The sequence below is a fragment of the Streptomyces sp. NPDC041129 genome, from assembly GCF_055592265.1.
The window spans coordinates 1-19,598 of the sequence record NZ_JBVIYV010000011.1; the positions used below are offsets into that span (position 1 = coordinate 1).

Consider the following 19,598-nt stretch of genomic DNA (forward strand, 5'->3'; position numbering starts at 1 on the left):
TTCGACATGATCTGCAGGCCCGGACGGGCCAGCTCGGCGCGCATCAGCAGCGCCATCACGCCGCCGATCAGGAAGAACGCGAACGAGGTGACCAGGTACAGCGTCCCGATCGTCTTGTGGTCGGTGGTCGTCAGCCACCGCACGGCCCTGATGTCTCTGATCCTCTTCACGTCCCGCCTCTGTCGGCACCCGGCCCATCGGTCACACTCGGACGGCGCGAGAAGGATCACGGAAGAAGGGTGTGACGATCCGGTCGGTGCCGGACACGAACCGAGCATGAGCAACGACGAGATCTTCGCCGCTGCCTATCGCGAGCACTACTGGGCGGTCAGCCGCTATGTCGCGAGGCGGCTGCGGGGGCGGGCCGACGAGGTGGAGGAAGTGGTGGCGGAGGTGTTCACGGTCGCCTGGCGCCGCCGGGCCGACCTGCCCGCGACGCCGCTGCCCTGGCTGTACGGGGTGGCCCGCCACTGCCTGGCGAACGCGGTACGCGGTCAGGGGCGCCGGCGCCGGCTGGTGGACCGGCTCGGCAACGATGAGGCCGCACACGCCCGGCACGTCGCGGCCGGCCCCGACGCGGAGGCCCCCGGCGCCTGGGTGCACGAGGCGCTGGGCCGGCTGTCCCCGGCGGACCAGGAGGTGCTGCGCCTCGCGGCGTGGGAGGAACTCGGCGCCGACGAGATCGCGGTCGCCCTCGGCTGCGGCAGCCGGGCGGCGGCCATGCGGCTGCACCGGGCCAGGAACCGGCTGAGGACCGAGATCGACCGGCTGCGCCCCCCGGTCGCGGCCGCGACCGCCCCCGCCGACGCGACCACCCGCGAGGACGACCGACATGGCTGACGAACTCGAACTCCTGCGCCGCGCCAACCCGGTGCCGGACGACGGCCCCCACTTCGCGGACGGCCCCCTGGACGCGCGCGCGGAGCACCGGCTCCAGCGGCTGCTGCACGAACCCAGCCCACGGCACCGTGTCCGGCAGCTCCCGGTGTTCCCCGGCCGCGGCGGGCGCGCCAGGCTGGCCTGGGGGCTCGCCGCCACCGCCGTCGTCCTGGTGATCGCCGTCAACGCCGTGCTCGGTGATCCGGGCACCTCGCGGGCCGTGGCCGCGCCGCGGCCGCTGGCGGTTCGGTCCGGCTCCGCGCCCGTACCACTGCGGGACATGGTCGCCCTGGCCGACGCGGCCGCCGCGGCAGGCTCCCCGGACCTGCGCAAGGGCACGCACGTGCAGTCGTGGAGCCTCGGCATGAGCGACGGCGGGCCCCCCGTCACCCTCCCCGAGGAGCGGGTGGTGCGCTGGCGGGCGGACGCGAGCCACACCGAACTGGTCGTGGCGACCGACCCGCGCCGGCCGGGCCGCCCTGTCCTCACCGACGAGGGCGGCGAGCCGCACCTGGTGGCCGACGGCCATGTGATCAGCCGGACCACGTACCCGCCGATGTGGAGCGACGCCCCGCCCGAGGCGCCCCCGCCGCACACCGCGGCGCGCCTGCGCGCCTACCTCACCGAGATCGCCCGCCCCCGGACCGACCGCGGCACGGCCGCGCTGAGCACCGCCGAACTGCTCGACGCGGTAGCGGAACTGCTGGACCACTGGACCCTCGGCGCCCGTGAGTCGGCGGCCGTCGTCCGGCTGTTCGCGGGGACCGGGGGCCTCAGGCCGGCCGGCGAGGTGACCGACCGCCTGGGCCGCCCCGGACACGCGTACGTGCACGACACCGGAGGCATCCGGCACATGCTGATCCTGGAACCGCGCACCGGGGCCGTCCTCGGCATGGAGGACACCTTCACCGAGGACGCCCCCGAGTACGGCGTGAAGGCCGGGGCCGTCATGGGCTACAGCGCCTGGATGCGCTGATCACACCCCGGCCGCCTGCCGCCCGGCTCACCTGGACCGGATCCGCCGGGTCCGGGACGGGCGCGGCAGCGCGGGGCGCGGACGCGGACGCACGGCCCGCAGAACCGACCGGACGACGGCGGCGGACAGGTGCACACCCGCGGCGGACACCGGCGCGGACCGCCGCGGGCGGGCCCGCCCCCGTGCCGCCCGGGCCGAGAAAGTCCAGGTCAGCCGCGCGCCGACCTGGACCCTCGCGGTCTTCCTCCCTACTCGTCCCATGCCTGGATCAGAATCTGCTCGGCGATCTTTCCATCGCGCAGGGTGATCATCGACTCGGCGAGGACCCGGGTACCGTCTCCGTACTCGCAGGACTCGCAGTAGGCGGCCTGATCGCCCTGGACGACGCACCGGTCCAGCCTGTGCGTCATGTCGCGGCTGTAGACGTCGTCGAGCATCGCGGCGATCTCGCCGCGGCCGCGCAGGATCTTGGGATGGCTCGGCTGGGTGTTGCGGTCGATGATGCGGATCTGCGCGTCGTCCGCGTAGAGGGACAGCAGGGTGTTCCCCGTGGTCCCCTCTATGCCCCGGCGCAGTGTCTCGGTGTCGAAGCTGGAGCCTGTCGCGGTGCCCATGGTGTGACCTCCTTCAGGCGCCCGCGGCCCGGCGGGAAGAGGGCGGCGCGAGCCCCATCTCCGAGACTCCTCCGCCCCGGCGGGCTCGGCAAACGCAGACGGCCCGGTCCGCCTGACGAGTGAGCACCGCCCGGTGCCCGTGTCCGGCCGGGGCCCGGCACCGTTGCTGAGGGCATGATCTCAACACGACGCATCGTCGCCGCCGTCGGTCTCGCCGCCGGGTTCGCGGGCCTCGCCGCACCCATGGCAAGTGCGGCCGACAACGGCGCACCGGACACCGGGCGGATCAGCCCGATGGCCACCCTGGACTCGCTCGCCACCACCGGACTTCCCGCCGACCAGCAGGGCCAGATCCCGAAGGTCTCCGAGCAGTTGGGTGGTCTGAACCAGATCGGCGCACCGGACGGAGTGGGTCAACTGAGCCAGCTCACGGATCTGGTCGCGCCCGTGACCGGTCTGCTCCCCGGCCTCTGAACCCGACCCCCGCGGTCCGGGGGTCGTCCCGCTCGGGAACGGCCCCCGGACCGGCCCGGCGTATCGCCGGGCCGAAAGATCCACTCTTCCGGTCGTGCTCCGTGCCGCCACCCGCGGTTCGCGCGTAGGGTCGCACCGAACGCACTACGAGGAAGGGGCCGGACCATGGCGCAGGAAGTACGCGGCGTGATCGCACCGGGGAAGGACGAGCCCGTACGGATCGAGACGATCGTGGTCCCGGACCCCGGGCCCGGCGAAGCCGTCGTACGCGTCCAGGGCTGCGGCGTCTGCCACACCGATCTGCACTACAAACAGGGTGGCATTTCGGACGACTTCCCCTTCCTGCTCGGCCATGAGGCCGCCGGTGTCGTGGAGTCGGTCGGCGAGGGCGTCACGGACGTGGCCCCCGGTGACTTCGTGATCCTCAACTGGCGTGCCGTGTGCGGGAACTGCCGGGCCTGTCTGCGCGGCCGGCCCTGGTACTGCTTCAACACCCACAACGCGAAGCAGAGGATGACCCTGGCCGGCACCGGGCAGGAGCTCTCCCCGGCGCTGGGAATCGGTGCGTTCGCCGAGAAGACCCTTGTCGCGGCCGGACAGTGCACCAAGGTGGACCCGGCCGTCTCACCGGCCGTGGCCGGACTGCTCGGCTGCGGTGTCATGGCCGGTATCGGCGCCGCGATCAACACCGGCAACGTGGGCCGCGGCGACTCCGTCGCCGTCATCGGCTGCGGCGGCGTCGGGGGCGCGGCGATCGCCGGGGCGAACCTCGCCGGGGCGGCGAGGGTCATCGCCGTCGACATCGACGACCGCAAGCTGGAGAGGGCCCGCACGCTGGGCGCCACCCACACCGTCAACTCCAAGGAGAACGACCCGGTCGAGGCGATCCGCGAGCTGACCGGGGGCTTCGGCGCCGACGTCGTCATCGAGGCGGTCGGCCGCCCCGAGACCTACCAGCAGGCCTTCTACGCCCGTGACCTGGCCGGCACCGTCGTCCTCGTCGGCGTGCCCACCCCGGAGATGAAGCTCGAACTGCCCCTGCTGGACGTCTTCGGACGCGGCGGCTCCCTGAAGTCCTCCTGGTACGGCGACTGCCTGCCCTCCCGGGACTTCCCCATGCTGGTCGACCTGCATCTGCAGGGCCGGCTGCCGCTGGACGCGTTCGTCACCGAGACCATCCAACTCGACCAGGTGGAGCAGGCGTTCGAGCGGATGCACCACGGCGACGTGCTGCGCTCGGTGGTGGTCCTCTGATGACCGTGCGCATCGAACGCCTGGTGACCTCCGGCCAGTTCAGCCTCGACGGCGGCACCTGGGACGTCGAGAACAACGTGTGGATCGTCGGCGACGAGCGGGAGGTGATCGTCATCGACGCCGCCCACGACGCCGAGGCGATCGCCCGCGCCGTCGACGACCGGCGCCTGGCCGCCATCGTGTGCACCCACGCCCACAACGACCACATCGACGCCGCGCCCGCGCTCGCCGACCTGACCGGCGCCACCATCTGGCTGCACGCCGACGACATGCCACTGTGGCGGCTCACCCACCCGGACCGCGAGCCCGACCGGTACCTGGTCGACGGACAGGTCATCGAGACCGCCGGCGCCGATCTGACCGTCCTGCACACCCCCGGTCACGCGCCGGGGGCGGTCTGCCTGTACGACCCCGGACTCGGGGCCGTGTTCACCGGTGACACCCTCTTCCAGGGCGGTCCCGGCGCCACCGGGCGCTCGTACTCCCACTTCCCGACGATCATCGACTCCATCCGGGACCGGCTCCTCACCCTCCCGCCGGACACCAAGGTCCTCACCGGACACGGCGAGTCCACGACCATCGGGGCCGAGGCACCCCACCTCGAGGAGTGGATCAAGCGCGGGCACTGACCCCGGCACCGCCGAAACGCGGTAATAAGGTGACAGGAGATGTCCGGCTTCCCCGCGAGAGTGGACGACGACAGCAGTCGTACACGTACAGGAGGCCGGACATGCCAGGTCCGCTGCGGGGCAGGGTCGCACTGGTGGCAGGGGCGACCAGGGGCGCGGGACGGGGCATCGCCACGGAACTCGGGGCGGCCGGCGCGACCGTCTACGTCACCGGACGCAGCACCCGCGCCCGCCGCTCCGAGTACGACCGCCCCGAGACCATCGAGGACACCGCCGACCTGGTCACCGAGGCCGGCGGCCACGGTGTCGCCGTGCCCGTCGACCACCTCGACCCGGCCGCGGTACGGGCCCTGGTGGACCGCATCGCCGACGAGCGGGGCCGCCTCGACCTGCTGGTGAACGACATCTGGGGCGGCGAGAAGCTCTTCGAGTGGGACACGCCGGTCTGGGAGCACGACCTGGACAACGGGCTCCGGCTGCTCCGCCTCGCCGTCGAGACGCACGCGATCACCAGCCACTTCGCGCTGCCGCTGCTGCTGCGCCACCCCGGCGGCCTGGTGGTCGAGGTCACCGACGGCACCGCCGACTACAACCGCGACACCTACCGTGTGAACCTCTTCTACGACCTCGCCAAGGCCTCCGTGCTGCGCATGGCCTTCGCCCTGGGCCACGAGCTGGGCCCGCGCGGCGCGAGCGCGGTGGCGCTCACCCCCGGCTGGATGCGCTCGGAGATCATGCTGGAGGCCTACGGCGTACGGGAGGAAAACTGGCGCGACGCCCTCGCCCGCCAACCGCACTTCGCCATCTCCGAGACCCCGCGCTTCACCGGCCGCGCCGTCGCCGCCCTGGCCGCCGACCCCGAGGTGTCCCGCTTCAACGGGCAGTCCCTGTCCAGCGGCGGGCTCGCCCGGGTGTACGGCTTCACCGACCTGGACGGCAGCCGCCCCGACGCCTGGCGGTACCTGGCCGAGGTGCAGGATCCGGGACGGCCGGCCGACACCACCGGATACCGCTGAGCCCGGGGCCCGCACCGCCCTCGGCCGAGCACGCGGCCCCCGCATCCCCCGCCTCCCCGAAGCCGCCAAGTTCACCGTTTCGTCACAGCGTGGCCGGAACCACAACCCTCCGGCGCCCCGGCAGGTCTAGTAGTCCGGAACCGCGGGAATCGCGAAGGGAACCACCCGGGCACGCCCCGGGCGCAAGGGGACAAGGGGAAGAGGCCGACATGGGGGACATACGCAGACGCGGTGTCGTCGCACTGGGCGTCACCGGACTGGTGGCGCCGCTCACGCTCGCCTTCACCGCGGCGCCGGCCCAGGCCGCGAGCTGCACCACACAGGCGGGCCCGTACCAGAAGCAGGTGGAGAAGTTCCTCGGCCGGCCGGTCGACGGCAAGCAGTCCTCCACCGACTGCAAGGCCATCCAGGCCTTCCAGAACAAGCACGGCATCACGCCCAACATCGGCTACGCCGGTCCCGTCACCTGGGGCGTGATGGATCTCATGAACAAGCAGAAGGCCGTCGGGAGCAACCCGAACAGGGACGGCAAGTGCCCGGTGAACAAGGGCCGGATCGCCTGCGTGAACCTCACGCTCCAGCTCAGCTGGATCCAGGACGGAAGCAGGCTGGTCTACGGACCGGTGCCGGTACGCACCGGCCGTGACGGCTACGAGACCCGCACCGGTCTGAAGAAGATCTACTGGCGGGACATCGACCACGTCTCCACCATCTACAACGTGGCGATGCCCTACAGCCAGTTCTTCGACGGCGGTCAGGCCTTCCACTCGGTGGGCCTGAGCATGTGGAACCCGCCCGGCTCCCACGGTTGCGTCAACATGACCACCGCCACCGCGAAGAAGTACTGGTCGCTGCTGAAGAACGGTGACGACGTCTACGTGTACGGCCGTAAGCCGGGCACCTGAGCCACGGAGGGCTGGACGGCGCTGTGATCCCGATCACGGCGCCGCCGGCTGCCGGGCTGTCGCGCCCCGACACCCGGGGATGTCAACTGGCTTGCTCGCCCAGCTCATTGACGTGATGAGTAACACGGTCCGATATGTCCGCATCCAGTGCGCTTACTCACAGCGCCTTCACTCCGACCGGCATATGCTTCACAACATGTCCACCACTGTTGCAGCCGCCTCCGAGCGATCGGCCGCGGAGGTCAACGAGGAGATCAGGGCCCTGTGGCGCCGGTCGGGCGGGACACTGACCACCGAGCAGCGCGCGGAGTACCAGCGCCTCGTGATGGAGTGGGCCCTGGCGGCCCCCCAGTCCGACCGGGCTGCCTGAACCGACCGGCGGCCTTCCCGGCCGTACCGCCGAGGGCACCCGTGAGCGCACGGGTGCCCTTCTCGTCGTACCTCCCGGAGCCGAACGGCTCCCGTCCGCCCCCGCCCGCTCAGCCCCACGTCGCCGAGTAGTGCCGCTGGTACGCCTTGCGGTCCTGCTCGGACCGGATGTACCGGGTCGCGACGAGGGCGATCAGGCTGCCCGCGACCACCAGCAGCCCGGGGCCGACGTTCCGGGTGTCCGTGAGCCGGGCCAGCAGCGTCCGGCCCTCGGCGCCGCCCGTGACCGGCGCCGAGGAGCCCGGCGAGGCGGCACTCGGTGCGGCGGCGCCCCGTGAGGCCGGGGCGGACGGCGCGGGGGAGGACGCCGCGCCCTGCCCCGCGCCGCCGTTCCCGGCCGACACCAGGAGCTTGACGTTCAGCGCGGTCAGCGCCTTGGTCACCGGCTGGAAGAAGGTCGTACCGCCCGTGGTGCAGTCGCCGCTGCCGCCCGAGGTGACGCCCAGCGCGACGCCCTCGGAGAACATCGGACCGCCGCTGTCGCCGGGCTCGGCACACACATTGGTCTCGATGAGCCCGGTGACGGTGCCCTCCGGATAGTTCACGGTCGCGTTCAGGGCGGTCACCTGCCCGTCGCGCAGCCCGCTGGTGCTGCCGCTGCGGAACACCCGCTGACCCACCGACGGATCGGCGGCCCCGGTGATCCGCACGCCCTTGCCGCCGCCGACCGCGACCACGTCGGCGCCGGGACCGGCCCGGCCCGAGTCGTACTGGACGAGTGAGAAGTCGCTGCCGGGGAAGTTGCTGCTCACCGTCCTGCCGAGCTGCCGGTCGCCCTGGTTGTCGGCGAACCAGGTGGACCCGGAGGGTCCGCAGTGGCCGGCGGTCAGGATGAAGTCGCGCTGCCCGTCGGTGACGTTGAACCCCGCCGAGCAGCGGCCGCCGGTGGACAGGATGGGCTGCGCCCCGTTCAGCCGCGCGGTGAAGGTGCCCTGTGTGCGCTCCATGTGCACGAAGTCCCCGATCCCGGAGGCCACTTGACTCATCCGGGACCAGTCGCCCGCCGACACCGTGCGGTCGGCCCGCACCACGACCCGGTTGGTGCGGTAGTCCACCGCCCACGCGGTGCCGCTGACCCGGGGTGCCGAACGCAGCGTGCCGGTGGCCGACCTGAGCTCGTCCATGCTGTGCGGCACGACCTTCGCCTCGGCCCCCGCCCGGCGTACCGTCCGTGCCGCGTCCGCGTCGGTCACCGCCACGACCGGACGGCCGTCGGCTCCGATCCAGTTCCCCGCCGTCCGCTCCGTGCCGAGCCGCGCCACGAGCGCGGCACCGGGGTCACCGGCCGTCCCCGCCGAGCGGAGCGGCCGGGCGGACGCCGGGGGTGTCTCGCTCGCCATGGCGGCCTGTGCGACCATCGCGCCCCCCAGCAGGAGTCCGCCGACCGCCGCCAGCCGTGTCACCCGCCTCACGACCCGTCGTCGTGCGTGCCTCATGCATGGCTCCCGAACACCGGACGCGCGATGCCCGTACCGGCACCGCGGGGGCCCCGACCGGCGTCGGGCGCCCGGCGTTCAGTACGTGTCCCGGCCCGGCGGCGTTCACCGGCGGCGGCGATCCATCCGGCCCCGGGGTTCCGCGCCCGCTCAGCCCTTGCGCGCCACCCCGCCGAACATGGCGACCTCCTCCGGCTCCGGACCGGCGTCGTCGTCCGGGCGCCAGCGCGAGCACGACACCACGCCGGGCTCCAGCAGCTCCAGACCGTCGAAGAACCGGACCACGTCCTCAGGCCTGCGCTGGGTCAGCTTCGGAGTGCCGTGCTCGTTCCAGAACCTGACGGCCTCGTCCACGTCCGGCATCGCCGGGCTGGTGATGGTGTGCGACAGCACCAGATGGCTGCCGGCCGGCAACCGGTCGGTCAACTGCCGCACCAGCCCGTACGGGTCCTCCTCGTCGCCGATGAAGATGACCACGCCGAGCAGCATCAGTGCCACCGGCTTGCTGAAGTCCAGTGTCTTGGAGGCGTGTTCCAGGATCGCGTCGACGTTGCGCAGATCCTCGTCCAGGTAGTCGGTACGGCCCTCCGGCGTGCTGGTGAGCAGCGCCCGGGCGTGCGCGAGCACGAGCGGGTCGTTGTCGACGTACACGATCCGCGCGTCCGGTGCGACCCGCTGGGCGACCTCGTGCGTGTTGTCGGCGGTGGGCAGCCCCGTGCCGATGTCCAGGAACTGCCGGATGCCCACCTCGCCGACCAGGTGCCGCACCGCCCGGCCCAGGAACAGGCGGTCGGCGCGCGCGTAGTCCCCGATGCCCGGGTGGAGCCCGCGGATCTGGTCGCCGGCCGCGCGGTCGACCTCGTAGTTGTCCTTGCCGCCGAGCCAGTAGTTCCATATCCGGGCCGTGTGCGGCTGGCCCGTGTTGATACGGGCGCGCAGCGACACGGCCACGTCGTTGGTGGCTGCCGGGTTGTCGGTCACGTGGGTCAGCTCCTGGTCGCCTGATGTGTGAGGTGCACCGGTCAAGACGCAATCTAGACGCCCGAGTTGATCCACGCGGCGCGACCCGGGCAATCCGCGGGCGCCCCGGGGCCCGGCCCGCGGTCTCGCCCGCGCCACGCGCCCCACCTGTCCGGCATGCCCCGTTTCCGCGCCGACGGCGGCCGCCTATCTTGAGCCCCATGACCAGCATCCCGCACGGCACACCAGGCGAACCCGACCCGCTGCGCGCCCTCGGTCTCGAGCGGCTGCGCCGTCGTACGAGCATGAAGTGGCGCACCTACCCGGAGGACGTGCTGCCGCTGTGGGTGGCCGAGATGGACGTGCCGCTCGCCGGGCCCGTCGTCCGCGCCCTCACCGACGCGCTCGCCCTGGGGGACACCGGCTACCCCGTGGGCACCGCGTACGCCGAGGCGCTGGCCCGCTTCGCCGCCGAGCGCTGGAACTGGGACGGGATCGACACCGGGCGCACCGCGATCGTCCCGGACGTGATGCTCGGCGTGGTCGAGATGCTGAAGCTGGTCACGGGGCCCGGTGACCCGGTCGTCGTCAACTCGCCGGTGTACCCGCCGTTCTACCAGTTCGTCACCCACCTGGACCGCCGGGTGGTGGAGTCCCCGCTGGACCGCGGCGGGCGCATCGACCTCGACCGGCTGGCGCGGACCTTCCAGGAGACGGCCGCGGACGGCCGCAGGGCCGCCTTCCTGCTGTGCAGCCCGCACAACCCCACCGGCACGGTGCACACCGCCGCCGAACTCGCCGCCGTCGCGGAGCTCGCCGAGCGGTACGGCGTCCGGGTCGTCGCGGACGAGATCCACGCGCCGCTCGTCGCCCCGGGTACGGGCTTCGTGCCGTACCTGAGCGTGCCCGGTGCCGAGCGCGGGCTGTCGCTGATGTCGGCGTCCAAGGGCTGGAACCTGGCCGGCCTGAAGGCCGCGCTCGCCCTCGCCGGACCCGGTGCCGCCGAGGACCTGGCCCGCATGCCCGAGGAGGTGAGCCACGGTCCCAGCCATCTCGGGGTGATCGCCCACACCGCCGCCCTGAACGACGGCACCGGCTGGCTGGACGCCCTGCTCGCCGGGCTCGACACCAACCGCCGCCTGCTCGCCGGGCTGCTGGCCGAGCACCTCCCGGCGATCCGCTACGAGCCGGCCGAGGCCACCTTTCTGGCCTGGCTCGACTGCCGCGCCCTGGGCCTCGGCGACGATCCCGCCGCGGTGTTCCTGGAGCGCGGCCGGGTCGCGCTCAGCCCCGGCCTGCTGTTCGGGACCGGCGGCGCGGGGCACGCCCGGCTCAACCTGGCGACCTCGCCGGAGATCCTCACCGAGGGGGTGCGCCGGATGGCCGCCGCTGCGGCCTGAGTCCCCCGGCGGCCCGCACACGCGCCCGAACGGCCCGCGAACTCCTAGACTGCCGGGCATGGACGACACACGGCCGGACCGCCTCGCCGCCGGCAAGTACCTGCTGGTCACCAGTTACCGCAAGGACGGCACCCCGGTCGCCACCCCCGTCTGGGTGGTCCGGGACGGGGACGGCCTCGGCGTGTGGACCACCGCCGACAGCTGGAAGGTCAAGCGGATCCGCCGGCGCGCCGACGTCCTCGTCGGCCCCTGTGACGTGCGGGGCCGTCCCACCGGCGGCCAGGTCCCGGCCACCGCCGAGATCACCGACGCGGCCACTACCGCCCGCTACCGCGCGCTCATCGCCCGCAAGTACGGCATCCTCGGCCGGCTCACCCTGCTGGGCAGCCGGCTGCGGCGCGGCACGGACGGCACGGTCGGCATCCGGGTGACCTTCGGGCCCTGAGCGGGCCGCCGCCCCGGCGGCCCCGGTGGCCGGCAGGCGGGCGGGAAGTGGCCGGGCGTCAGCTCCAGGCGCGGTAGGGCTCGTCGACCAACTGGAAGACCGGCTCACCGCGCACGGGGTCCTTGGCCGTGGACAGCCGCACCCGGTCCCCGCTGTGTATACCGATCGGCGGGCCCATGACCCGGCCCCGTACGACGAAGCCCTCGCTCATCTCGATCAGCGACACATTCCGCGCCGCGGGTGTGTTGCGGTGCACCACGGTGGAGTGGCGCACCGTCCCGGTGCCCTCGCTGCGCTCGGTGCGCAGTTCGCTGCCCTGGCACACCGGACACAGCAGCCGGTGGTACATGGCGGTGCCGCACCAGGTGCAGCGCTGGAAGGTGATGGCGTCCCTCGAGTCCGCGGCGACGGGCTCGAGGAGGCCCGTCGCTGAGCCGGCCGCCGGAATGGAGGTGCTTGCTGAGTGGTGGTACACGCTGGTCAACTCCCTGCGCTCGGCCGGAATCCCGCATGCCCGGCCTGAGGCCGCGCACGTCTGTGCACGGCCGCGGTGCCACCGTGCACGCCCACAGATTATGGCACTCAGTGTCACTCGTAAAGGCACTCCGTACCCCAATTCTGTGGAGGTCCGGTGTGCGGCGCGGGCGTGCACGGGAGGGGAGGGTCAGGCCCGGCCGGTCAGCGCTTCGAACTCCTGCACCACGCGCCACAGCGGGGTGGCCCGGCGGGTCACCAGCACGACCACGTCGTCGGGCTGTCCGTCGTCCGGCTGTTCCGCGGGGCTCACGCGCACCTGCTGGTCGAACGCGGCCTGCACGTACCCCAGGGCGTGGTCCACCTCCGCGCCCGCGTCGCCCCTGCCGTCCGAACGCAGCCAGGAGCGCAGGGCGTTGTTGTGCGCGGCGACCACGGCGGCCGCGACCACGTCGGCGCGCAGCGTTCCGTCCGGCCGTCCGGCGAAACGGCGCCGCAGGTACTCGGCGAGCGCGCGCTCGTAGCGCCACACCACCGAGAGCTCGTAGGCGCGCAGGCCCGGCACCTGCTTGGTGAGCCGGTAACGCTGCACGGAGAAGGTCGGGTTCTCCGCGTACATCCCCAGCACCAGCCGGGCCGCGTCGCACACCCGCCGCACCGGTTCGGCGTCCGCCGCGCTCGCGGCGAGGAACGCGGTCATGTCGGCGAGGCAGCGCTCGTGGTCGGGGAAGACCACGTCCTCCTTGGAGGGGAAGTAGCGGAAGAACGAGCGGCGGCCGACCCCGGCCAGCGCCACGATGTCGTCCACGGTGGTCTGTTCGTACCCGCGTTCCAGGAAGAGCTGGAAGGCCGCCGCGACCAGGGCGTCCCGCATCGGCGGCTTCGCGGCCGCCGCCGCGCTGCTGGAGCTCATGAACGGGAACGTAGCACCAGACACGGATCGATGACACTCAGTGCAGCCAACAGCCCTGAATGAGGGAACTGAGTGCTGTACTAAGTCGGTCGGGGCAGGGCGTAACCTTTCCGCAGCCGCCGCCGGACCCCGTTCCGCGTCCCGTTCCGCCAGGAGACCCCATGCCCGCCGCCCGCCCCCGCATTCTCTACGTCACCGATCTGGCGTATCCGGCCCGCGGGCGCCGCTACTGCGACGAGGACATCCTCCTCACCTCCCGGCTGCGCGAGCACTTCGACCTCGCCCTGTGCCACCCGCTGGACGCGGCGGCGCTCATGGACGGCTACGATGCCGTCGTCGTCCGCAACAGCGGGCCCGTCCTCGGCTACCAGAGGGAGTACGAGGCCTTCCGCGAGCGGGCACTCGCCGCCGGGGCCCGCGTGTACAACCCGCTCACCGGCCAGGCTGACATGGTGGGCAAGCAGTACCTGCTCGACCTGAGCGCCGCGGGCTTCCCGGTCATACCGACCGTCGACCGCGTCGCGGACCTGCACCGGCTCCCCGCCGCCGAGCGCTACGTCGTCAAGCCCAAGCTCGGCGCGGACTCCCTGGGCCTGCGGATCCTGCCCGCCGGCCGGCTCACCGGGTTCGCCGACGGCACGGTCCTCATCCAGCCGTGCGTCGACTTCGCGTACGAGGTGTCCTTCTACTTCGTGGACGACGACTTCCAGTACGCCCTCTACGCCCCCGACCCGGAGCGCCGCTGGGAGCTCACCCCGTACCCGGCCACCGCCGCCGACCTGGAGTTCGCCCGGCGCTTCATCGACTGGAACGGCCTCGGCCAGGGCATCCAGCGCGTCGACGCCTGCCGGGCCCCGGACGGCGAGCTGCTGCTGGTCGAACTGGAGGACCTCAACCCCTACCTGTCCCTGGACGCGCTGCCGGAGGCGGCCCGGGACGCCTTCGTCGGCGCGCTGACCTCGTCCCTGGGCCGGTTCGTCCAGCAGGCGCCCGTCCCCGCCTGAACGGGGCCGCCGTCCCCGCCGTATCTCACGCCGGGACCGCGGACGTGCGTACGCACGGGACGGAGGGAGAGCAGAGTGCCGACACCGCCCGACCCTGAACAGCCGCACCGCGGACCGGTTCTGGAGCCGGTCCGCGTCCTGCGCCCGCGCCGCTTCGACGCCCTCGCGGAACTGATGCGGGAGATGTACCCGGAACCGGGGCCGAACGGGCCCGAGCCGAGCGGGCCGCAGCCGAACGGGCCGGGACCAGCCTCGCCGGCACCGTCCGGGCATGCGGCGTACGAGTCCTTCGGGACGGCACCCGGGCCGGGCCGCACCGTGCCCTGGGCTTTCCGCAGCGCCGAGGACGAGACGCAGGAGCTGTCGCCCGTCCCGGCCGCACCCCGACCCGGTGGCCCCGGCGCCGGACGAGGCCGTGCCGCCGTCGCCCTGGCGGTCGGAGCGGCCGCGCTCGTCGGCTTCGGCTGCGCCCTGCTGCTCCCCGCCCGGCAGGGCGCCACCGCCGCCCCGGAGCCCTCCCGCCCCGCCGCATCGGCCCCGGCCTCCCCGGCCCCGGCCGCCCCCGTGGGCACGCCCTCCACCGACCCGGACGGCCCCGGCACCCTCCGGCAGGGCGACACCGGCCCCGAGGTCACCGAACTGCAGCGGCGTCTGCTGGGCGTCCCCGACGTCTACCGCGACGGCTCGACCAGCGGCACCTACGACGCCGTGCTCACCGCCGCCGTGGCCCGCTTCCAGCTCTGGTACGGCATCAGGGGCGACGAGACCGGCGTCTACGGCGACGACACCCGCCGGTCGCTGGAGTCCCGGACGGTCTCGGGCACCGGCGGCTGACCCGGCGGCGCCGGGACCCGTTCGCACCCGCCCGTGGTTCGGCTCCGCGCGCCCGGGGCACGCTCACCACACCCGAGACCTCCGGCGGGCGTCCGCGACGAAGGCGGGCAGGGCGACGGTGCGGACGAGAGCTGGGCGGCATGACGGACGTGAGGGGCTTCTTCCGGCGGCTGGATCCGGACCTGTGCCTGGTGACGGCCGCGGTGGGCGGTGAGCGGGCCGGCTGTCTGGTGGGCTTCGCCTCGCAGTGCTCCAAGCGGCCGCCGCGGTTCGCGGTGTGGCTGTCCAAGGCCGACCGCACCTATGAGGTGGCCCGGGCCGCACGCTGCCTCGCCGTGCATCTGCTCACCGGCGACCAGGGGGAACTCCTGGAGACCTTCGGCGGCGGGACCGGTGACGAGGTCGACAGGTTCGCGCGGGTGTCCTGGCGGGAGGGACCCGACGGTGCCGTCGTGCTGCGGGACGCGGCGGCCTGGTTCGTCGGCACCATCCTGCACCGCACCGACGGCGGCGATCACGTCGGCTTCGTCCTCGATCCCCTGCAGGGGGGCGAGGGCCCTGGCGGGCCCCTGCTCCGGCTGTCCGACGCGACACGGATCGAGCCCGGACACCCGGTGGACTGAACCGGCGGCACGCGGGGACGGCCGGGAAGGGCGGACCCCGCTACTCCTCCTCCAGCGGCAGCCGGATGTCCAGCACGCACACGTCGTCCCGCCGCTCGCCCGGCAGCATCGCCGCGAGCAGCGCCTCCAGCGATCCGTCGGCGCCGCACTCGTGCGCGAGCACTGCCTCGGCCATCCGGGCGAGGCCCGCGTCGATCCCCTCACCGGGGCGCTCCACCAGGCCGTCGGTGTACAGCAGCAGCCGGTCCCCGGGCTCCAGGCGGATCTCGGCCGACTCGTAGACGGGGGACGCGCCGGCGCCGAGCAGCATGCCGCGGGGGCGGTCGAGGTAGCGGATCCCGCCGTCGCGCACCAGCAGCGGCGGCGGGTGGCCGGCCTGGGTCCAGGAGAGGATCCGGGTCGCCCGGTCGTAGCGGGCGAGCACCATGGTGGCCGTGTTCCGGGTGTCCCGGGACTGCAGCAGCAGCTGGTTGAGCCGCGCGAGCGCGCCGGTCAGCGAGGAGCCCGTGCTGACCATGCCCTTGGCGGTGAACCGGAGCTGCGCCATCGTGGCCACCGCGCCGACCCCGTGACCGGCCACGTCACCGACCACGAGCAGCGCGGCGTCCTCCGGGAGTTCTATGGCGCTGAACCAGTCACCGCCGACGTGGACACCGGACTGGGCGGGCAGGTAGGCGACCTCTATGCGCAGTCCGGCCAGTCGGACCGGCTTGCTGGGCAGCGGGAGCAGCGCGTGCTGCAGCCGGGTGGCCAGTGCCCGCTCGGCCTGCAGGACCCCGCGCTGCAGCAGCATCGCGCGTTCGCTCTCGGCGAGTGCGAGTTCGGCGCTGCGCTGCGCGGTGAGGTCCTGGACGAAGCCGTGCACCTCGGCGAGGGTGCCGTCCGGTTCCGTCACGGCCTCCGCGACCATCCTCAGGTGCCGTACCCCCAGCGGCCCCTGGATCCGGAACGGCACGTCGAACCGCTGCGCCCGCCGGGCGAGTTCGGTGATCGCGTGCTCCAGAACGGGCGCGTCCTCGGGCAGCGCGAGGGCGGGCAGCCCCTCCAGGGCGACCGGTCCGCGCGTGCGGTCGCGGCCCAGCACCGCGAAGGCCTGCGCGGACCAGGCGATCTCCTCGGTGACCAGGTTCCAGTTCGCCCAGCCGAGGTTGCCGAGCCGCTGGACGTCCGACAGCCGCTGCTCCTGGAGCTCCGCCGGGTCGTGCCGCAGCCAGGACACCAGGAGCCCGTCGCCCAGGGGCGCCGCCCGTACCGAGTAGGTGCCGGTCACGGGCACCGCGTCGGTGATGTCCTGGTAGGCGAACGGCTCGCTCTCGAACGCCGCCCCGGTGGTGAGCGCGTCCAGGTAGCCGTGCCACAGCGGCTCGGCCGCGACGGACGGATAGCTCTCCAGGATGTGCCTGCCGACCATCTCCCGGCCCGTCCGGCCGAACACGTCGACCGCGTCGGGGGTGGCGGCGTCGATGCGGTAGTCCTCCACCTCGCCGGAGGCGGCGCGCAGCGGGGTCAGCAGGATCGCCGCCCCGGGCAGGGCGCCGAGCACCGTCTGCACGGTCCGGGTGGCGGCGTCGTCGGGGCTGTCCGGCGCGGCGTCGAAGGACCGCAGCCGGCCCGCGCACAGCCGGGCCACGGCCCGCAGCAGTTCCCGCTCGCGTGCCTCGAAGGGGCCGTCCTGCCGGCGCAGCACGCCGAGGGCGGCGCCGGCCGTGTTCCCGGCCGGCACCGGCAGCCAGGCCCGCGACGGCCAGCGCTCGGGCGGTTCGCCGATCAGCAGGTACCGCTCCCGGTCCGCGGCCGGATCCTCCAGCCAACGCGGCTCGCCGGACCGCAGGGCGTCGAGCGGGGCGACACCGGACACGGGCGGTACACGGTGCCACTGTGTGGCGAGGGTCGGCTCGATGCCCGCGTGCCCGAGCAGTTCGAGTCCGCCCCCGGGCAGCCGTTCGTAGAGCATCACGGCGTCGGCGCCCACCTCCGGCGCCAGGTGTTCCAGCAGGCATCCGGCCAGCTCCTGTGGGGAGCCGACCCGGACCAGGGCCCGGCCGACGCGGCCCAGTACGTCGGCGAAGTCGCCGGTGCCGGGGAGCGGGGGGTCCCAGCGGCCGGCGGCAGGCGGCTGGACCACGCTCGGGGTGGCCCGCTCGGCCGGCCGGAGGGCACCCAGGGTGAGCCAGCACTCCTCGAGGAGCGTGCGGTTGCCGGTCCTGGCGCCCCGCAGCAGTGCGTCGTGCGCGGCGTCGGGGGAGCAGCCGGTCGACGCCATCACCGCGCCCGTGGCCCGCTCCAGCAGGGCCGACGTCGCGGCCTGCTCCCGCAGCCGCTCCAGTTCCGCGCGCTGCCGGGCCACGACTCTGGCCAGCGCCGCCACATCGGCGCGCGGGCCGGGGTCCACGGGGGGCGCGGGCTCGCTCGTCACGCGATGAGCATCGCACATCCGGGCCCGTTCGATCACTCGTCTGCCGCATCCGCTTCTCCCGCTCGACGGGGCGGACGTAACGGCTGGAAACAGGTGGTCCGGCGAGGGGCGGCCGGTGCGCCGGGCGGTACCCGGTCAGCGGCCGGTGCCGCGTCCGGCCAGTGCCTCGCTGACCGCGCGGACGCTGCGCGCGATGTGCTGGAGCTGCATGATCTCGGCGGCGTACAGCTTGATCGTGTGCTCGATGACCGACTCCGGCAGGCCGAGGACGGGCAGTTCGGCGCGGGCCGTCTGCAGGGCGGTCCGCGCCACCCGGATCTCCTGCTGCACCTGGATCTGCGCGTGCCGGGCGAGCAGGACGGGGTGCCGGATCATGGCCGGGTAGCTGCCGTAGCGCGCCGGGATCAGCTCGCGCAGCCACTTGGCCGCCGAGCGTTCCCAGTCGTAGGTGCCCGGCATCTTGACCTGACAGGGCCAGTCGGGGCTGATGCGCGTGGTGGTCAGGGGCATGGTTCTTCGCTTCCGGTGTGCGGCGTCTTGAGGGTGGTCCGCCGGTTGGGGCGGCCCCGGCCTAGGGGATGACCGGGGCCGCCACTGGCGCACCGCCTCGGCGGTGCGCCACCGGACATCCCTGGCGCCGACGTGGGTAGGGAACGGCGGCTTGGGATGTCCGAGCGGGAGCCCCGGACGACGGGAACCGGCGCGTCGGGCGGGCTTGCATGCGCATGCGGTACGTCGTCCTTCTCGGGGCGGTGCCGCAGGCGGTGGGCCCGCGGGGGCGGACCGTCCCGGAGTGCGCCGGGTGCGATCCGTGAGCAGTATTTATATATGCCGTCGGCTTGGCAAGACGTATGAAAACATTCATGCGCGGTATGCGGTGAATGATCCCCGTACGGCGAAGGATTTCCGTGCCGGCTGCGCGCGGCGGGAAGATCTGGTGCGCACCGGACCACCCGGCGGAAGGTTCAGTCCTTCAGGAAGAAGTGGTGCTGGTCGGCGCCGTGTTCGTACTTCTCCAGCCGGGCCTGGGTGCGCTCGGGATCGGCGTCGGTCATGGCCTGGAGGATCGCCGCGGCCAGCACGCCGGGCGCGGCGTAGGAGTCGAACACCAGCCGGGAACCGGTGCCGGTGGCGAAGACGATGTCGGCCTCCTCGGCCAGCGGCCCGAGCGCCAGGTCGGTGATCAGCGCGACCTTCAGCCCCGCCTCCCGGGCCACCCGGAGCGCGGTGAGCGTCTCCTGCGCGTGCCGCGGCATGGAGAACGCCAGCACCCAGGTGCCGCCCGCCTCCCGGGCCTGCAGCAGGGTGTCGTAGGCCACGCTGCCGCCCCGCGTCACCAGCCGCACGTCGGGGTGGATGCGACGGGCGGCGTAGCCGAAGTACTCGGCCAGCGAGACGGAGATGCGCAGGCCCAGGACGGTCAGCGGGCTGGAGCGGGACAGCTCCCGGCCGACGCGGATCACCCGGTCGGGGTCGGCGACGTCGCGGCGCAGGTTCTCCAGGTTCTGGAGTTCGGCGTCCACCGCGGCCTGCAGTTCGTTGGCCCGGTTCTCCTCACCGGGCCCGCCGGCCAGGCTGCTGAGCGCGATCGACTGGAGCTTCTCCCGTAGCGCCGGGTAGCCGCTGAAGCCGACGGCGGCCGCGAAGCGGGTGACGGAGGGCTGGCTGACGCCGACGCGGTCCGCCAGTTCGGTGATCGACAGGAACGCGGCCTCGGTGATGTGCTCGATCAGGTACTGGGCGACGCGGCGCTGCCCCGGCGAGAGCTGCGGTCCGTCGAAGAGTTCCCTGAGCTGGGAGGTCGGTGCCGCCTCGGCCTCCGGCACGGTCTTGCCCGAGGTGATCGCTGATGCCTGGGCGCGTGCCTGCTGCGGCGAGGGCGCCTGCCCGCCTCCATTGTCTCCCACGACCACTCAA

General features: G+C 73.3%; 21 protein-coding genes and 1 pseudogene. 13 read left to right on the forward strand and 9 right to left on the reverse strand.

Annotation, left to right across the window (positions count from 1 at the left end; genetic code table 11):
• Positions 1-170, reverse strand: a pseudogene (locus ACZ6B1_RS28845) (aa3-type cytochrome oxidase subunit I); the annotation flags it as partial.
• Positions 171-276: 106 nt separating this feature from the next.
• On the opposite strand from ACZ6B1_RS28845, the gene ACZ6B1_RS28850 reads away from it, so the two are divergent.
• Entirely contained in the window at positions 277-840 is a 564-nt protein-coding gene (locus ACZ6B1_RS28850; protein ID WP_468783116.1) for an RNA polymerase sigma factor, read from the forward strand.
• Complete coding sequence (locus ACZ6B1_RS28855; RefSeq protein WP_468783117.1) at positions 833-1,855, forward strand: CU044_5270 family protein; 1,023 nt, start codon at positions 833-835, stop codon at positions 1,853-1,855. Before ACZ6B1_RS28850 ends, ACZ6B1_RS28855 begins: the two co-directional genes overlap by 8 nt.
• 248 nt (positions 1,856-2,103) lie before the next feature.
• Here ACZ6B1_RS28855 and ACZ6B1_RS28860 read toward each other — a convergent pair whose 3' ends face one another.
• Positions 2,104-2,469 carry a nuclear transport factor 2 family protein gene (locus tag ACZ6B1_RS28860; protein WP_468783118.1) on the reverse strand — a complete coding sequence of 122 codons (366 nt, stop codon included), beginning with the start codon at positions 2,467-2,469 and terminating at the stop codon, positions 2,104-2,106.
• Positions 2,470-2,643: 174 nt separating this feature from the next.
• On the opposite strand from ACZ6B1_RS28860, the gene ACZ6B1_RS28865 reads away from it, so the two are divergent.
• The 6 genes from ACZ6B1_RS28865 to ACZ6B1_RS28890 all read left to right on the forward strand — a co-directional run bounded on the left by ACZ6B1_RS28865 (position 2,644) and on the right by ACZ6B1_RS28890 (position 7,117).
• On the forward strand, positions 2,644-2,943 hold the full coding sequence (locus tag ACZ6B1_RS28865; protein WP_468783119.1) for a hypothetical protein: 300 nt from the start codon (positions 2,644-2,646) through the stop codon (positions 2,941-2,943).
• A gap of 165 nt (positions 2,944-3,108) precedes the next feature.
• Positions 3,109-4,197 carry an S-(hydroxymethyl)mycothiol dehydrogenase gene (locus ACZ6B1_RS28870; RefSeq protein WP_468783120.1) on the forward strand — a complete coding sequence of 363 codons (1,089 nt, stop codon included), beginning with the start codon at positions 3,109-3,111 and terminating at the stop codon, positions 4,195-4,197.
• Positions 4,197-4,826 (forward strand): MBL fold metallo-hydrolase, encoded by a 630-nt coding sequence (locus ACZ6B1_RS28875; protein WP_468783121.1) that lies wholly within the window; start codon positions 4,197-4,199, stop codon positions 4,824-4,826. Before ACZ6B1_RS28870 ends, ACZ6B1_RS28875 begins: the two co-directional genes overlap by 1 nt.
• Positions 4,827-4,927: 101 nt before the next feature.
• Complete coding sequence (locus tag ACZ6B1_RS28880) at positions 4,928-5,842, forward strand: SDR family oxidoreductase (RefSeq protein WP_468783122.1); 915 nt, start codon at positions 4,928-4,930, stop codon at positions 5,840-5,842.
• Positions 5,843-6,051: 209 nt separating this feature from the next.
• A complete protein-coding gene (locus ACZ6B1_RS28885) occupies positions 6,052-6,747 on the forward strand; it encodes a L,D-transpeptidase (RefSeq protein WP_468783123.1) in 696 nt (231 codons plus the stop codon).
• 184 nt (positions 6,748-6,931) lie between these two features.
• Positions 6,932-7,117 (forward strand): hypothetical protein, encoded by a 186-nt coding sequence (locus tag ACZ6B1_RS28890; protein WP_451214492.1) that lies wholly within the window; start codon positions 6,932-6,934, stop codon positions 7,115-7,117.
• Positions 7,118-7,226: 109 nt separating this feature from the next.
• On the opposite strand, the gene ACZ6B1_RS28895 is transcribed toward ACZ6B1_RS28890, so the two are convergent.
• Together ACZ6B1_RS28895 and ACZ6B1_RS28900 are read right to left on the reverse strand one after the other, a co-directional pair.
• On the reverse strand, positions 7,227-8,612 hold the full coding sequence (locus tag ACZ6B1_RS28895; RefSeq protein WP_468783124.1) for a S1 family peptidase: 1,386 nt from the start codon (positions 8,610-8,612) through the stop codon (positions 7,227-7,229).
• 150 nt (positions 8,613-8,762) lie between these two features.
• Positions 8,763-9,593, reverse strand: a complete 831-nt coding sequence (locus ACZ6B1_RS28900) for an SAM-dependent methyltransferase (protein WP_468783125.1) — start codon at positions 9,591-9,593, stop codon at positions 8,763-8,765.
• 200 nt (positions 9,594-9,793) lie between these two features.
• On the opposite strand from ACZ6B1_RS28900, the gene ACZ6B1_RS28905 reads away from it, so the two are divergent.
• Complete coding sequence (locus tag ACZ6B1_RS28905; protein WP_468783126.1) at positions 9,794-10,972, forward strand: MalY/PatB family protein; 1,179 nt, start codon at positions 9,794-9,796, stop codon at positions 10,970-10,972.
• Between the two features lie 58 nt (positions 10,973-11,030).
• Entirely contained in the window at positions 11,031-11,417 is a 387-nt protein-coding gene (locus ACZ6B1_RS28910) for a PPOX class F420-dependent oxidoreductase (protein WP_468783127.1), read from the forward strand.
• A 58-nt stretch (positions 11,418-11,475) separates the two neighbouring features.
• Here ACZ6B1_RS28910 and ACZ6B1_RS28915 read toward each other — a convergent pair whose 3' ends face one another.
• Both ACZ6B1_RS28915 and ACZ6B1_RS28920 read right to left on the reverse strand, forming a co-directional pair.
• Positions 11,476-11,892 (reverse strand): Zn-ribbon domain-containing OB-fold protein, encoded by a 417-nt coding sequence (locus ACZ6B1_RS28915; protein ID WP_468783128.1) that lies wholly within the window; start codon positions 11,890-11,892, stop codon positions 11,476-11,478.
• A gap of 189 nt (positions 11,893-12,081) precedes the next feature.
• Complete coding sequence (locus tag ACZ6B1_RS28920; RefSeq protein WP_468783129.1) at positions 12,082-12,804, reverse strand: TetR family transcriptional regulator; 723 nt, start codon at positions 12,802-12,804, stop codon at positions 12,082-12,084.
• A gap of 161 nt (positions 12,805-12,965) precedes the next feature.
• Between ACZ6B1_RS28920 and ACZ6B1_RS28925 the strand changes: the two genes are divergently transcribed.
• The 3 genes from ACZ6B1_RS28925 (at position 12,966) to ACZ6B1_RS28935 (ending at position 15,265) form a co-directional block, all read left to right on the forward strand.
• Positions 12,966-13,808 (forward strand): ATP-grasp domain-containing protein, encoded by an 843-nt coding sequence (locus ACZ6B1_RS28925; RefSeq protein ID WP_468783130.1) that lies wholly within the window; start codon positions 12,966-12,968, stop codon positions 13,806-13,808.
• Between the two features lie 75 nt (positions 13,809-13,883).
• Positions 13,884-14,642 (forward strand): peptidoglycan-binding domain-containing protein, encoded by a 759-nt coding sequence (locus tag ACZ6B1_RS28930; protein ID WP_468783131.1) that lies wholly within the window; start codon positions 13,884-13,886, stop codon positions 14,640-14,642.
• Positions 14,643-14,782: 140 nt separating this feature from the next.
• Positions 14,783-15,265, forward strand: coding sequence for a flavin reductase family protein (locus tag ACZ6B1_RS28935; protein WP_468783132.1), 483 nt, complete (start codon positions 14,783-14,785; stop codon positions 15,263-15,265).
• Between the two features lie 40 nt (positions 15,266-15,305).
• On the opposite strand, the gene ACZ6B1_RS28940 is transcribed toward ACZ6B1_RS28935, so the two are convergent.
• The 3 genes from ACZ6B1_RS28940 to ACZ6B1_RS28950 form a co-directional block, all read right to left on the reverse strand.
• Positions 15,306-17,699: a SpoIIE family protein phosphatase gene (locus tag ACZ6B1_RS28940; protein WP_468783133.1), complete on the reverse strand. Its 2,394-nt coding sequence runs from the start codon at positions 17,697-17,699 to the stop codon at positions 15,306-15,308.
• A gap of 117 nt (positions 17,700-17,816) precedes the next feature.
• A complete protein-coding gene (locus ACZ6B1_RS28945) occupies positions 17,817-18,191 on the reverse strand; it encodes a hypothetical protein (protein WP_199213095.1) in 375 nt (124 codons plus the stop codon).
• A gap of 455 nt (positions 18,192-18,646) precedes the next feature.
• Positions 18,647-19,588: a MurR/RpiR family transcriptional regulator gene (locus tag ACZ6B1_RS28950; protein WP_468783134.1), complete on the reverse strand. Its 942-nt coding sequence runs from the start codon at positions 19,586-19,588 to the stop codon at positions 18,647-18,649.
• Positions 19,589-19,598 lie beyond the last annotated feature (10 nt).